Annotated in this window: 10 protein-coding genes and 2 pseudogenes; 9 read left to right on the top strand and 3 right to left on the bottom strand. The window is 62.4% G+C overall.

Annotation, left to right across the window (positions count from 1 at the left end):
• Positions 1-88: 88 nt before the first annotated feature.
• Complete coding sequence (locus JFV30_RS32305) at positions 89-1,366, bottom strand: acetyl-CoA C-acetyltransferase (RefSeq protein WP_010174096.1); 1,278 nt, start codon at positions 1,364-1,366, stop codon at positions 89-91.
• Positions 1,367-1,480: 114 nt separating this feature from the next.
• Here JFV30_RS32305 and JFV30_RS32300 point away from each other — a divergent pair.
• The 4 genes and pseudogenes from JFV30_RS32300 (at position 1,481) to JFV30_RS32285 (ending at position 7,486) form a co-directional block, all read left to right on the top strand.
• A pseudogene (locus JFV30_RS32300) lies at positions 1,481-2,832 on the top strand (3-oxoacyl-ACP reductase).
• A 2-nt stretch (positions 2,833-2,834) separates the two neighbouring features.
• A complete protein-coding gene (locus JFV30_RS32295; RefSeq protein ID WP_201126073.1) occupies positions 2,835-3,683 on the top strand; it encodes a MaoC family dehydratase in 849 nt (282 codons plus the stop codon).
• 292 nt (positions 3,684-3,975) lie between these two features.
• Positions 3,976-5,625 (top strand): collagen-like triple helix repeat-containing protein, encoded by a 1,650-nt coding sequence (locus JFV30_RS32290; protein ID WP_201126072.1) that lies wholly within the window; start codon positions 3,976-3,978, stop codon positions 5,623-5,625.
• Between the two features lie 175 nt (positions 5,626-5,800).
• Positions 5,801-7,486, top strand: coding sequence for a ShlB/FhaC/HecB family hemolysin secretion/activation protein (locus JFV30_RS32285; RefSeq protein WP_201126071.1), 1,686 nt, complete (start codon positions 5,801-5,803; stop codon positions 7,484-7,486).
• A gap of 30 nt (positions 7,487-7,516) precedes the next feature.
• Here JFV30_RS32285 and JFV30_RS32280 read toward each other — a convergent pair whose 3' ends face one another.
• Both JFV30_RS32280 and JFV30_RS32275 read right to left on the bottom strand, forming a co-directional pair.
• On the bottom strand, positions 7,517-7,924 hold the full coding sequence (locus JFV30_RS32280; RefSeq protein ID WP_010174083.1) for a response regulator: 408 nt from the start codon (positions 7,922-7,924) through the stop codon (positions 7,517-7,519).
• Positions 7,925-7,990: 66 nt separating this feature from the next.
• Positions 7,991-8,182 carry a Flp family type IVb pilin gene (locus JFV30_RS32275; RefSeq protein ID WP_201126070.1) on the bottom strand — a complete coding sequence of 64 codons (192 nt, stop codon included), beginning with the start codon at positions 8,180-8,182 and terminating at the stop codon, positions 7,991-7,993.
• Between the two features lie 314 nt (positions 8,183-8,496).
• Here JFV30_RS32275 and cpaB point away from each other — a divergent pair, with 314 nt between their 5' ends.
• The 5 genes and pseudogenes from cpaB (at position 8,497) to JFV30_RS32250 (ending at position 14,028) form a co-directional block, all read left to right on the top strand.
• Entirely contained in the window at positions 8,497-9,435 is a 939-nt protein-coding gene (gene cpaB / locus JFV30_RS32270; RefSeq protein WP_201126069.1) for a Flp pilus assembly protein CpaB, read from the top strand.
• Between the two features lie 20 nt (positions 9,436-9,455).
• A complete protein-coding gene (locus JFV30_RS32265; protein WP_201126068.1) occupies positions 9,456-10,679 on the top strand; it encodes a type II and III secretion system protein family protein in 1,224 nt (407 codons plus the stop codon).
• Positions 10,676-11,866 carry a pilus assembly protein gene (locus tag JFV30_RS32260; RefSeq protein WP_169386458.1) on the top strand — a complete coding sequence of 397 codons (1,191 nt, stop codon included), beginning with the start codon at positions 10,676-10,678 and terminating at the stop codon, positions 11,864-11,866. The genes JFV30_RS32265 and JFV30_RS32260 overlap by 4 nt, the downstream gene beginning before the upstream one ends.
• A pseudogene (locus tag JFV30_RS32255) lies at positions 11,863-13,132 on the top strand (CpaF family protein). The gene JFV30_RS32260 and the pseudogene JFV30_RS32255 overlap by 4 nt, the downstream one beginning before the upstream one ends.
• 11 nt (positions 13,133-13,143) lie before the next feature.
• Positions 13,144-14,028 (top strand): type II secretion system F family protein, encoded by an 885-nt coding sequence (locus JFV30_RS32250; RefSeq protein WP_201126067.1) that lies wholly within the window; start codon positions 13,144-13,146, stop codon positions 14,026-14,028.
• The last annotated feature ends 1 nt before the right edge of the window (position 14,029 follow it).

The raw sequence follows: 14,029 nt of genomic DNA, 5'->3' as shown, positions 1-14,029 counted from the left end.
CTCGCCGCGGGGAGAGGGTACCGACCTTTGACCGCTTAAGAATGCATCCAATATGCCAGATTAACCGGCGGCCCGATCATAGCCGAGATCAGCGCTCAATAATCGCCGTGACGCCCTGGCCCCCGGCGGCGCAGATCGAGATCAGGCCCCGGCCCTTGCCGGCGGCGTCCAGCAGCTTGGCCAGGTTGGCGACGATGCGCCCGCCGGTGGCTGCAAACGGATGGCCGGCGGCCAATGAACTGCCCTTGACGTTCAACCGGCTGCGGTCGATGGAACCCAGCGGCGCGTCCAGCCCCAGGCGAGTCTTGCAGTATTCCGGGTCTTCCCAGGCCTTCAGCGTGCACAACACTTGGGCAGCGAACGCTTCGTGGATCTCGTAGTAATCGAAGTCCTGCAGCGTCAGGCCGTTCCTCGCCAGCAAACGTGGCACGGCATACACCGGCGCCATCAGCAGGCCTTCGGCGCCGTTGACGAAATCCACTGCCGCCGCTTCGCCATCACGCAGGTAAGCGAGGATCGGCAAACCCCGCTCCTGGGCCCAGGCTTCACTGCCCAGCAGCACCAACGAAGCACCGTCGGTCAGTGGCGTCGAATTGCCGGCGGTGAGAGTGCCCTTTTCGCTGCGCTCAAAGGCGGGTTTGAGGCTGGCGAGTTTTTCCAGGGTCAGGTCGGGGCGCAGGTTGTTGTCGCGGGTCAGGCCGAGAAAGGGTGTGAGCAGATCGTTTTGCCAGCCTTCGGCATAGGACGCCGCCATTTTCTGGTGGCTTTCCAGCGCCAACTGATCCTGCTCGGCGCGGGGAATCTGCCAGGTCTGCGCCATCAACTCGCAATGCTGGCCCATGGACAAACCGGTGCGCGGTTCGCCATTGCGCGGCAGTTCCGGCTTGAGGTGATGGGGACGAAGTTGTAACAGGACTTTTAATTTATCCGCCGTGGATTTGCTGCGATTGGCTTGCAGCAGGATCTTGCGCAGGCCCTCGTTCACCCCGATCGGCGCGTCGGACGTGGTGTCGACGCCACCGGCGATCCCGGACTCGATCTGCCCCAGCGCAATCTTGTTCGCCACCAGCAATGCCGCTTCGAGGCCGGTGCCGCAGGCCTGCTGAATATCGTAGGCCGGGGTCTGCGGCGACAGGCGCGAGCCCAGCACGCATTCGCGGGTCAGGTTGAAGTCCCGGGAATGCTTGAGCACCGCCCCGGCGGCCACCTCGCCAATGCGCAGGCCGTGCAGGTTGTAGCGTTCGATCAAGCCTTCCAGGGCGGCGGTCAACATCGCCTGGTTACTCGCCGTGGCATAAGGGCCGTTGGAGCGGGCGAAGGGGATGCGGTTACCGCCAATGATCGCTACCCGGCGCAATTGAGTCATGGAAAGCTCCCTGAAGGTTGTGGGGTGAGTCTTTGAGACTAGCCTAGGCTCAATCGAACGACTTTCACCTATTGATGGTCCACCGTTTGAACCCCAGCACTCGGAGAGCGTTCCATGTCTGACCGTTATATCGACTTCGCCAACTCCAGCCTCGGCCATCGCCTGGTTGCCGCCATTGGCCTGCCGTCGCCGGTACGCCTGGAACGCTGGCAGGCCGGGCGTCTGCGTCCGGTGGAGGGTGCGCTGCTGATCGGCGGCGGCCCGCTGGCGACAAAAATACTGCCGTTCGCCAACAAGCTGACCGACGCCATCTATAGCTACGGCAGCGAACCGTCGACGGCCACCCCTGGATTCCCGGCCACGGGCCCAAGCTCAAGGCTGTAGTGTTCGATGCCAGCCAACTGCAGCACACCGACCAACTCAAACAGCTGCGGGAATTCTTTCAGCCGCTGCTGAAAAATCTCGATCACAGCGCGCATCTGGTGATCCTGGGCCGCGCGCCGGAAAGCCTCAGCGACCCGTTTGCCGCCAGTGCCCAGCGCGCCCTGGAAGGTTTCAGCCGGTCGCTGGCCAAAGAGCTGCGCAGCGGCGGCGTCCTGCAATTGCTGTACGTGGGCGACGGGGCCGAAGACCAGTTGGAAGGTGCGTTGCGGTTTTTCCTCTCGCCCAAAAGTGCCTACATCTCCGGCCAGGTGATTCGCCTGAACGCCTGCGCGACCCAGGTCGAAGATTGGACCCGCCCTCTCGCCGGGCGCAAGGCATTGGTAACCGGCGCCGCCCGTGGCATCGGCGCCTCGATCGCCGAAACCCTGGCCCGTGACGGTGCCGAAGTGGTCCTGCTGGACGTGCCACAAGCCAAGGCTGACCTCGATGCCCTGGCCGCGCGCCTGGGTGCCCGCAGCATCGCCCTGGATATCTGCGCCGAAGACGCCGCCACGCAGTTGATCGAACACCTGCCGGACGGCATCGACATCGTGGTGCACAACGCCGGCATCACCCGCGATAAAACCCTGGCCAACATGACGCCGGAATACTGGGACGCGGTATTGGCGGTCAACCTCAACGCGCCGCAAGTGCTGACCAAGGCGCTGCTGGACAGCGGCACCTTGCACGACAACGGCCGCGTGGTGCTGCTGGCGTCCATCAGCGGCATTGCCGGCAATCGCGGGCAAACCAATTACGCCGCGAGCAAAGCCGGGCTGATCGGCCTGGCCCAGGCCTGGGCGCCGCTGCTGGGCGAGCGCGGGATCAGCATCAACGCAGTGGCCCCGGGTTTTATCGAAACCCAGATGACCGCGCATATTCCCTTCGCCTTGCGTGAGGCCGGGCGCCGTATGAGTTCCCTGGGCCAGGGCGGCTTGCCCCAGGACGTCGCCGAAGCCGTGGCCTGGCTCGGCCAGCCGGGCTCCGGCGCAGTCAGCGGGCAGGCAGTGCGGGTGTGTGGGCAAAGTCTATTGGGAGCGTAAGCATGGAGTGGCACACCTTAGGCAGTACCCCGTTCCTGCCGCCGCTGTATTGGCGCGCGGCGCTCAAGCGCAAGATCACCGGCACCACGTTGCCCGAACAAGGGTTGCGCTGCCGGGTCAGCGTGAACGCCAACGATGTGGCGGCTTATCGCAAGGTCTGCGGGTTTGCCGACAGCCCGGTGTTGCCGGCGACCTATCCGCACATCCTCGCCTTCGGCCTGCAGATGCAATTGCTCACCGGCAAGGCATTTCCGTTCCCGCTGTTGGGGTTGATCCACCTGAGCAACCGTATCCGCATCCTGCGCCCGTTGGGCGGTGTGAGTGACCTTACGGTGGGCGTCTACGCGCAGAACTTGCAGCCCCACGCCAAGGGGGCAACGTTCGATATCGTCACCACGGTCGAGGATTCACTGGGGCTGCTGTGGGAAGCCGAAAGCCGGATGCTCTGTCGCGGCGTGAAGCTTGACGGCGTTGCAGCGGATCACAGCCTGCAAGCTCCCGCCAGCGTCAGTGAGTTGACCCGCTGGAAAGCCCCCGCCGATATCGGCCGCCGCTACGCTCGGGTGTCCGGCGACTACAACCCGATTCACTTGAGTGCCCTCACCGCCAGGTTGTTCGGCTTCCCCCAGGCGATCGCCCACGGGCTGTGGAACAAGGCACGCACACTGGCCGCCCTGAGTGAGCATTTGCCGGCGGCCAATATCGAGATAGACGTCGAGTTTAAAAAACCGGTGCGCTTGCCCAGTGAAGTCATCTTGTTGGCAAGTGCCGCCGGCTCCAGCGGTGAGTTGCAACTAAAAGGCGCCGGGGACATTGAGCATATGGTGGGGCGCTGGCGGCCGATCGCGTGATTAATTGTATATATACACCCTAAGTTATAGCGGGCTATCGATAGCCCGCTAAGTTTATTAACACCCTGATTTTAAAGACCTAGCCACTTTTAACCCTTCCCCCTATATACCCTTGGTATTAGTCGCTAAGCGGCCCAATCCTGCGTGTATATAAATCGTTAATACCAAGTTGAGCGTTGCGAGAAAAAGTACCCGGGACTGTTATAGCCATAACGGACGAATGTATCGCTGTCCCTAGAAACAGCGAACTTCGATAACAACAAAGGCTGTACCAGGTGCAAGGATCTCAATCATGAAAACTCAAGTCGTGTTGTGGAAAGCAAGTACCGCGCTGGCCCTGATTCTGGCAGTAAGCCTCGGAGGCTGCAGCAGCGGTGGTGGCGGTCATCACAGTAGCGTCGCAGCTTCGTCTCCGGATGCTGGCGGCGGAACAGGTGGTGGAACTGGCGGTGGTACCGGCGGCGGCACAGATGGTGGTGGTACTGGCGGAGGCACGGGTGGCGGTACCGGTGGTGGCACTGGCGGCGGCACCGGTGGAGGTACAGGTGGTGGCACAGGTGGTGGTACCGGTGGAGGCACAGGCGGCGGCACAGGTGGTGGTACCGGTGGAGGCACAGGCGGCGGTACCGGTGGCGGCACCGGTTCGACCACGCCTCTGGTCACTGGCCAGGTAGTGGGCGCCGTCGGCGGTGTCGTCGGTAATGTCGGCACCGCAGTGGGTGACCTGGGTACAACCCTGACCACCATCCCGATTGTAGGCACGACCGCTGGCGGGCTGGTCACCGCGACGGGCACTGCCGTCAACAGCATCGGCAGCGGCCTGACCAACGGGCTGGGAACATTGGGCACCAATAGCAATGCCTTGGGCACCACCGTTGCCGGTGTGGCTGATGGCGTTGCCGACCTGGGCACCGGCGTGTCCAACACCGGCAAAACCCTGGGCACCACACTGGGCGGCATTCCTGTCGTCGGCGGTTTAACCGGCGGCGTGGGCGGTGCGGCAGGTGGCCTGGTCGATAAGGTCGGCCAAACCGTGACCATGCTCGGCGACACCTTGAGCACGGCCAGCACCACCGGGCCACTGGGCAACGTGACCAATACCGTCGGCAAGAGCGTGCTGGTCCCTGTCGTCTCCCTGCTGGAAAACACCACCGGCAACCTCGGGAATAAAACCGGCCTGGGCAACCCGGTCGGTGGCGTACTGGATAAAGTCGGCTCCACTGTCACCGGCCTTGGCGGCCAGGTGGCCAGTGCCGGCGGCGCAGGCAACCCTCTCGGGACCATCGTGGGCGGCGTGCTGACGGGCGTTGGCACCACCCTTGATAAGTCGAGCGGCTACGTCAATCCAGCCACCACAACCCCGCAATCGGGCCTGCCTGAACTCGTCGGCGGTCTGGTCGCCAACGTTGGCAACGGCTTGAATATCGGTAATACCAACGGCACTGTCAGTGCAGCAGGCATCACCGGCGGCGCTGTGGGTAACACTGTCGCGTCTCTCGGTACGCTGATTGGCGGCAACGGCGTGGCCAACACAGGCGCCACGGCTCCGGTCGCCGGCCTGGCAACGAATGTCGGCGCAGCCCTGAACCCAGTGACGTCGGGCGTTGCCGGCCTGACTCAAAACATCGGCACCAGCACCGGTATCGGCGCCCCTGTCAACGGTCTGGTCACTCAGGTCGGTGGCGCAGTCAGCGGCCTGGGTGCCAACCTGACAGCCGCCAATGCCAACCCGGTCACTAACGCCTTGGGCGGTACCCTGAATGCCGTAGGCGGCACTGTCGGCTCGGTGGGCGGCTTGGTCACCGGTGGCACCAGCGGTAGCGGTGGCGGCCTGCTCGGTGGTTTGAATGTGGGTGCCAGCGCTTCTGCCGGCGGCACTGCAAACGCAAACACAGGCGGTGGTCTGGGAGGCTTGCTCGGCGGGCTGACCGGTAAAAAATAGAATTGCACCTGGCCATTAGACGGCCTCCCCTCCAGCGCCTACGCTTGGTTGAGACGAGAGATTCCAATGAGTCTCTCGTCTTTTTTATTGGCCAGTGAAAGGCCCTCCCGAACCGAGCCCCAGAACCCGGCGGGAATCCGCGAAACGCTGCTGCAGTTTGACCATGGAGTGTCCTATGCGCGCCTTGACACCGTTGTTTCTGCTCACCCTCATTGCCTCCAGTGTCCACGCCGAGACCCTGCCCAGTTTTCTCAACAGCAACGACACCATTCGCAACCTGCCGGTGCCCAACCTCCCCGCCGACGCCTATCGCCCGGTCACACCCCAGACCCAGTTGCCCGAGCCGGCGGCGGCCCAGGGCCAGCCGTTGTTGATGGACACCAAAGTGACCATCCGCAAGCTGCAAATCGACGGGGGGACGATCTATCCGCTCCAGGACGTGGCGAAGGTTTTCGAGCCGCTGATTGGCCATGAAACCACCGTCGCACAATTGATCGAAGCCACCCGCGGCATCACCCGCCGCTACCAGCAGGACGGCTACCTGTTGTCCTACGCCTACTTGCCCGACCAGCGCTTCGAAAACGGTCTGGTGCACGTGATCCTGGTGGAGGGCTACATCAAGGACTACAACGTGCAGGGCGACATCGGTTCAGTCTCGGCCTACGTCGACAAGCTGGCTGCCAAGCTGCTGGCCGAACGCCCGCTGACCCGCAAGACCTTCGAACGCTACACCACGTTGATGGGCCGTATACCGGGGGTGACGCTGCAGGCGCAAGTACCGCCGCCGGGCACCACCGATGGCGGCACGCGCATGCAGATCCAGGCCTCGCGCAAACCCTTCACCAGCAGCATGAGCATGACGGACGACAGCCGTGGCGGCCTGCAAGCCCTGATCACCGGCACCAGCAATTCCCAGACCTCCATGGGCGAGCAGTTGAGCGTCAGCGGCCTGTTCCCGCCCGGCGAGGACAAGGAGCACTACTACCGCCTGGGCTACAGCCAGTTCGTGAATGCCGAGGGTACCCAACTGGTGGTCAACGCCGAGCGCTACCGCGCCGACCCGCGCAGCAATGTGCAACTGGACGGCGGGTTTGAACTCAAGCCCCACCAGGAGATTGACCGTTACTCCGTCGGCCTCAGCCATCCGCTGATCGCCTCCCCCACCGAGTCGTTGACCCTGGGCACGCGGTTGTATGCCGTGGACCAGACCACCCGTTATAAACTGGTGGGTTTCCCCCAACGTTTCGACCTGGAAACCAACCTGCGCGCCCTGGCGTTTGAAGGTGACTGGCGCAAGTCCGACACGCGCCAACTGCGCATCCTCAGCGCCGGCCTGTACCAGGGCATCGACGGCCTGGGCGCCAAGACCCGCAGTGACTTCGAGGGCATAAAGCCCGACATCGACTTCTTCCGCCTGCGCGTCTCGGGCGTACAAAGCGACAAGTTCTTCGACAACTGGCAAGGCGTGGCATCGGCGGCCTTTTACTGGAGCGACGACACCTTGCCCGACAGCGAACGCGCGACGTTCGGCGGGCAGAATTTCGGGCGCGGTTACCCGGATGACCAGGGCTCGGGTGACAAGGGTTGGGGCGTGGCGTATGAGGTCAACTACAGCTTCAACCGCAGCGGCGAGTGGGTAAAAATCCTGCAGCCTTACGTGGTACTGGACAAAGCCAAGACCTGGTTCAACGAGTTGCCGGTCAAGGGCAACAACATGTCATCGGCGGCCGTGGGCCTGCGCTTCGGCGATAACAAGTACTACAACATCGCATTGGAAGCCGCCAAGCCAATGTCAGACATTGCCCTGGACAGCTTCAATCGGCGGCCACGGTATACGCTGAGTTTCAGCTACCAACTCTGAACCCTGCTGCAGGAGCGAGCGTGCTCGCGCCTACATCAGTCTGATTTTGGGGATGGGGAAAAGGTTGTTGAGGGTGTCGATCAACCGCACCAGGTAGATCGGCTTGCGAAACAGGTCCAGCACCTGCAAGCGCAGCATGTCACTGACATCGTCCATCTCGGCATGGCCAGACATGACGATCACCGGCAGGTGCTGACGCGAGGTGTGTTCACGCAGGCGCTTGATCAAGGAGATACCGCTTTCCTCGGGCATGCGCAGGTCGGTGATCACCAGGGCAATATCGGGATGCAGGGTCAACTCCTGCAACGCGAAGGTCACCGAGGTGGCGGTAAAACAGACAAAGCCCTCATTCTCCAGCGACTCGGCCAGTTCAATGAGGGCGTCCTCTTCGTCATCCACCAAAAGGATTTGTTGCCGCGGAGACAAAGAGGAATTCATGGAGAAATGCCTGATGCGCAATAGATCATTCAGCGGAACCTGCACGTGTTTGCGCGAGTACCCGCGTCAAGTATGAATGGCGGCCTGTATCGAAGTGAAGACGTTTGTCACCGCAGTCTTGATGGGCGTAATAAAGGCAGCCAGCGCCACAGCAACCATCGCCGCAACCAGCGCGTACTCAATACCCGACGCTCCCTCTCTGGAGTAGAAAAAAATCTGGACTTTGATGAAACCCATGCGAATAAGATCAAGGAACATAATGACTTCTCCTTTGCGCCCATGGCGCTGGTACCGCGGCATCACAAAATGATTCCGGTGTGCCACTAGAGCATTGTCAACAAACCCCATACCAACAACTGTAAGAACTGATTAATCACAAAGTATTAGTCGGCCCGCTGGCGCCAAAAATCCAACTTTTCCAGAGAATCCGGAGATATTTTTTGCCCGGTAATGGCATTTTGTCCTAGCTGAACTACCTTCAAATAGCGAAATAGTTAGATGTTGGAAGCGATCCGAATACGCAGGTATTAGTAGGAAAGAGCAGTGGATGCAGCAGGAAAAGGAGAGCCTTCATGAACAGTCGCATTAGCTTGATCCTCGCCGGACTGCTATTGGTGGGTGCGCTGATTGCAGGCTACTGGGGCCTGGTACTCAGCCGCCCTACCCCTGTCGCACCGCCCGTGACCCCATCACCTGAAGTGGTGCAACCCGTCGCCGAAGACCAGACACGCCAACCCGTGGTGGTCCTGGCCCACGATGTTGCACCCTTTGTTGCCCTCACTGCCGCCGACCTGACCCTGGAAAGATTGCGCACGGTCCCCGCCGGCAGCCTGACCAGCCTCGACCAGGCCGTGGGCAAGGTCCCTTGGCGGCCGCTGTCGGCCGGTACCTGGCTGACCGAGGAGAGCTTCAACTCCGGCGGCACCCTGGCGCGGATGATCCGCCCCAACGAGCGCGCCCTGGCCGTCGCCGTGGATGAAGTGATCGGTGCCAGCGGGCAACTGGCCCCGGGGGACTATGTGGACGTCCTGCTCTTCCTGCGCCAGGAAGCCAGCAACCCGCAGCAGTCGGCACAAGTGGTGGTGCCCGCCTTGCGCCTGCTGGGCGTCGGCGACCAATTGGGGCTGACCAACGATGGCAAGCCCGGCTCTGTACCACCGACCACCCCGGACGAAAAACTCAAGGCACAGCAGAGTCGCGCCAGCGCACGAACGGTACTCCTCGCCGTGCCGGAGGAACTGCTGAGCCGGCTGATGCTCGCGGCCCAATCCGGCGTGCTGCGCCTGGCCGTACGCAGTGCCGACGAACAACTGCTGAGCCAATACTGGGCCGGTGAAACGGAGTCCGCGATCAACCTGGAAAACGCCAAGCGCGATCTCTACCAGTTCAACCAACTGTCCTTCAGCCAGGCTCCCGCCAACAGCTTCGGCCCGGCCACGGCCAATGGTGCTTCAAAACGCTCGGGGGTCGAGGTGATACGCGGCAACCAGGTGACTCAACAAACGCCCTGAAAGCGCTAAGGATGCCTTGAATGAGCAGTCGTTCCGGTTGGTTTTTTTCACGAGTATTCGGGGCTCTTTTCACCCTGAGCCTGCCCGTCGGGGCGGCACTGGCAGCGTCAGGCAACTGCGCTGGCCTGGGCCAGCTTCCGGCGGTGCTGCAGGTGGGCGAAGGCACTCAACAGGCCATTCAATCGCCGGTGCCGATTACGCGGCTGGCCATTGGCGATCCGAAAGTGGCCGATGTGCAGGTCAATGGCAACCAGGCATTCCTGCTCACCGGCATCGCCTCTGGCACCACCAGCCTGATGGTCTGGACGGCCTGTTCCAGCAGCCCGCGCCAGAGCATGGTGTTTGTTCAAGGCAAGGCCACCTCGGCCCTGACCAGCCTGGCCCTGTCGCCGTCCGATGACCCGACGCTGCCCAGCCAGGTGCAAACCGACATTCGCTTTGTGGAAGTGAGCCGCACCAAGCTCAAGGAGGCCAGTACCTCGATCTTTGGCCGGGGCGGCAACTTTCTGTTTGGCGCCCCCAACAACGTCGCCAACGCAGCGGCCACGGGATTTCGCGGGCTCCCGGTGAACAACGACACCTTCAACATCGGCTTTGGCGGCGGGCGTGTCTCGGCCATGATCAACGCCCTGGAAAGCAGCGGTTTTGCCTACACCCTCGCCCGCCCGAGCCTGGTGGCGCTCAGCGGGCAAAGTGCGACCTTCCTCGCCGGTGGCGAAGTACCGATCCCGGTGCCCAGCAGCGGCAGCAACACCATTTCCATCGAGTACAAGGAGTTCGGCATCCGCCTGACCCTGACCCCGACCGTAATCGACCATGGGCGAATTTCCCTGAAAGTCGCGCCTGAGGTCAGTGAGCTGGACTACAGCAACGCGGTCACCATCCAGGGTATCTCGGTGCCCGCGCTGACGATCCGTCGCACCGACACCAGCATCTCCCTGGCCGACGGTGAAAGCTTCGTGATCAGCGGCCTGATCAGCACCAACAACACCTCCAGCGTCAGCAAGTTTCCGGGCCTGGGCGACATCCCGATCCTGGGTGCGTTCTTTCGCGACTCCAGCGTCAGCCGTCAGGAAAAAGAGTTGCTGATGATTGTTACCCCGCACCTCGTTCAGCCGCTGGCCGCCAATGCTCAACTGCCCTCGTTGCCTGGGGAAAAACTGCGCAATTACGACCCTAACTGGTACCGCCTGTATTTCCTCGAAAACGGCAATTTCGACCGCCGCAGTGGACTGTCCGAATGAGCGAGAGCCTGAGCCAGACGTTTTTGGCAATTACCCGCAACACCACGGATCTGGAATGGCTCCAGGGTGCACTCGCGCCTCTGGGCCAAGTGGTCAGCGCCGGCGCCGGCAGCCTCGACGAACTGTTGGCGCTGGTGGACGTGACATTCGCTAACCTGGTGTTTATCGGCCTGGACCGTGAACACGTGACCACCCAGTGCGCCCTGATCGAAGGCGCGCTGGAAGCCAAGCCCATGCTTGCCATCGTGGCCTTGGGCGATGGCATGGACAACCAGCTGGTGTTGAATGCAATGCGCGCCGGCGCGCGGGATTTCGTGGCCTATGGCTCACGCTCCAGTGAAGTCGCCGGCCTGGTTCGCCGCCTGAGTAAACGCTTGCCGGCGGTTACCCCCAACGCCCATCTGGGCGGGCTGACCGTGCTCTACGGCACCCAGGGCAATGCCGACGGCGCGCTGATCGCCAGCCACCTGGCGCTGGTGGTGCAAAAAAGCGGGCAACAAACGTTGTTGCTCGACCTCGGCCTGCCGCTCGCGGACAGCCTGGCGCTGCTGGGGCTGGAAAGCTCATTTCATTTCGGCGATGCCCTGCGCCACTTGCGGCGCCTGGACTCAACGCTGATCAACAGCGCGTTCACCTCGGCCGAAGCCGGCCTGCGCATCCTCGCCTACCACAACAATGACGAGCCCCTGGAGCGTACCAGTGCGGCCGAGCTGTACATGTTGCTCAGCGCCCTGCGCCAGCACTTCCAGCACATTGTGGTGAACCTGACCGGGCAGCCCGACAGTGAAGCCCTGCGCACCTTTGTCAGCCATTGCGACAAGCTGCTGTGGTGCACCGACCAAAGCGTGCCGGACTGCCGCCGTAACCTGGCGGTGCTCAACCTGTGGCGCGAAAAAGGCATGAAACTGGAGCATGCCCGCCTGTTGGTAGACCGCTATCTGAAAGGCGCCGCCCCGGACTCGGAAGCGCTGGGCAAAAGCTTCGGGCTGGAAGTGATCGCCGTATTGCCCTGGAGCCCGGAGGTGCGCCTGAGTGCGAAAAACCAGGCCCAGACCCTGTTCTCCCTGGCGCCTCGGGAAGCCCTGACGCAAGCGTTGCGCGCCTTGGGCGAGCGCCTGGCAAAACGCTCCGAAGGCCTGGAAAAACCTTCCACCAACTGGCTTAACCGCCTGCTGAGGACCAAATGAGCGGCGAGAAGCTGTTTGGTGTTCCCCGCGCGGCAGCGTCGGCAACACCGATCACGACGGCCTGAAACTGGTGCTGCATCGCTACATCATCGATGCCATCGAAGAGTCGGGGAAAAACCTGCTGGAAGGCACCCGCCAGTCCCTGGCGCAATTTGTGATCGACAAGGTCGCCGAATACATCACGCGGATGCACCTGGCGATTTCCCGCTATGAGATGGAACGCCTGGCCGAAGAGATCGTCGATGAGCTGACCGGTTTTGGCCCGCTGGAAGTGCTGCTGCGCGATCCGACCGTCACCGAGATTCTGGTCAACGGCCCGCATCGGGTGTTCGTCGAGCGCGACGGCCTGCTGCAGCAGAGTGATTTGCGCTTCATTGACGACCACCATGTGGAGCGGGTCATGCAGCGCATCCTCGCGCCCCTGGGACGGCGGCTGGATGAGTCGTCGCCAATGGTCGATGCGCGCCTGCCCGATGGCAGCCGGGTCAATGCGATCATCCCGCCGATTGCCCTCGACGGGCCCTGCCTGTCGATTCGGAAGTTTCGCAAGGACATGCTCAAAAGCAGCGACCTGGTGGCCATGCAAACCATCGACCAGGCGATTTTCGAGTTCTTCCAGGACGCCGTCGGCAAACGCTGCAATATCCTGATCAGCGGCGGTACCGGCACCGGTAAAACCACACTGCTGAACATTCTCAGCCAACTGATCAACCCTCGCGAACGCCTGGTCACCATTGAAGACGTGGCCGAGTTGCAACTGGGCCATCCTCACGTCGTGCGCCTGGAAACCCGCCCGCCCAATGCCGAGGGGCATGGCGAGGTGAAAGCCAGTGACTTGATCCGCAACGCCCTGCGGATGCGGCCCGACCGGATCATCCTCGGCGAAATTCGGGGCGTGGAAGTCATCGATGTGTTGACCGCCATGAACACCGGCCACGACGGTTCGATGAGTACCGTGCACGCCAACAACGCCCAGGACGCCCTGCTGCGCCTGGAAACCCTGGTAGGCCTGACCGGCCGGGTCGTGGCGGAAAAACCCTGCGGCAAATGATCTGTGCGGCGCTGGATGTAGTGATCCAGCTGACGCGCCTGCCCGACGGCCGCCGCTGCGTCAGCGAGGTGGTGGAAGTGGTGGGCATACGCGAGGACGTGTACGTCACCAACACCCTGTTCCGCCACGACAAGCGCACCGGCTTCGGCTTCCTGCGGGAAGCCGTCAATCCTGCGGGCGACAAGTTGCGCCACGAAGGCCACCTGCCGGTGTAGGAGGCAACCCGATGATCGGTCCGATGCTGCTCGCCCTGCTTGCCCTGGTCCTTCTGGTGCTCGGCGTGGGCCTGATGCGCAACGGTTTGCGCAAGGCCCAGACCGACCGGGTGTTGGAACGCCTGGCCGAAGGGCAGCCTCAGTCCATGAAAGACAACGCGGTAGCCACCAGCCTGGAACGCAGCTTTATCCGTGCAGGCCTTGGCAGGCCGACCGAACGCCTGGGCCTGTGGCTGACCCTGTGGGCCGTTGGCGCCCTGCTGGGAGGGCTCCTGGGCCAGTGGATAGGCCTGTTCGTGATGGTGGTGGCACCGCCCTTGGCGTTACGCCTGTACATCGCCGTACGCTACCGGCGCCGGCTGCGCCGAATGATCGAGCAATTGCCGCAGTTGCTCGACCACGCCGTACGCAGCCTCAAATCCGGACGTACCCTGGCGGATGCGATCCTGAGCGGCATCGATGCCAGCGACGACCCGCTGAAAAAATCCATGGGCCGTATCAAGCGCAATGTGCAACTGGGTGTCAGCCTGCCCGACGCGGCTCAAGACTATGCCGAGTTTTATGAACAGGATGAACTGCGCCTGTTTGCCCTGGGCCTCAAGGTCAACCATCGCTACGGAGGCAATGCCAGTGAGCTGTTGGAAAACCTGATCAAGATGATTCGCGAGCGCGACCAGGGCGCACGGCAATTACGCGCCATGACAGGTGAAACCCGGGTGACCGCACTGGTACTCGCGGTGCTGCCGGTGAGTGTCGCGGGCTACTTCCTGATCGTTAACCCGGTGTACCTGATGGCCATGTGGGATGACCACAGTGGCCAACGCCTGATGCTCGGTGCATTCGCCTTGCAAATCACCGGCTGCGTGGCGCTGTGGCGCATGTTGCGGAGTATTTGAG

The sequence above is a fragment of the Pseudomonas sp. TH32 genome (genome assembly GCF_016650855.1).
In the GTDB taxonomy this organism is placed as follows: Bacteria; Pseudomonadota; Gammaproteobacteria; order Pseudomonadales; family Pseudomonadaceae; genus Aquipseudomonas.
The sequence above is the reverse complement of the archived record's forward strand: the minus strand, read 5'-3'. Positions and strand labels throughout refer to the sequence as shown.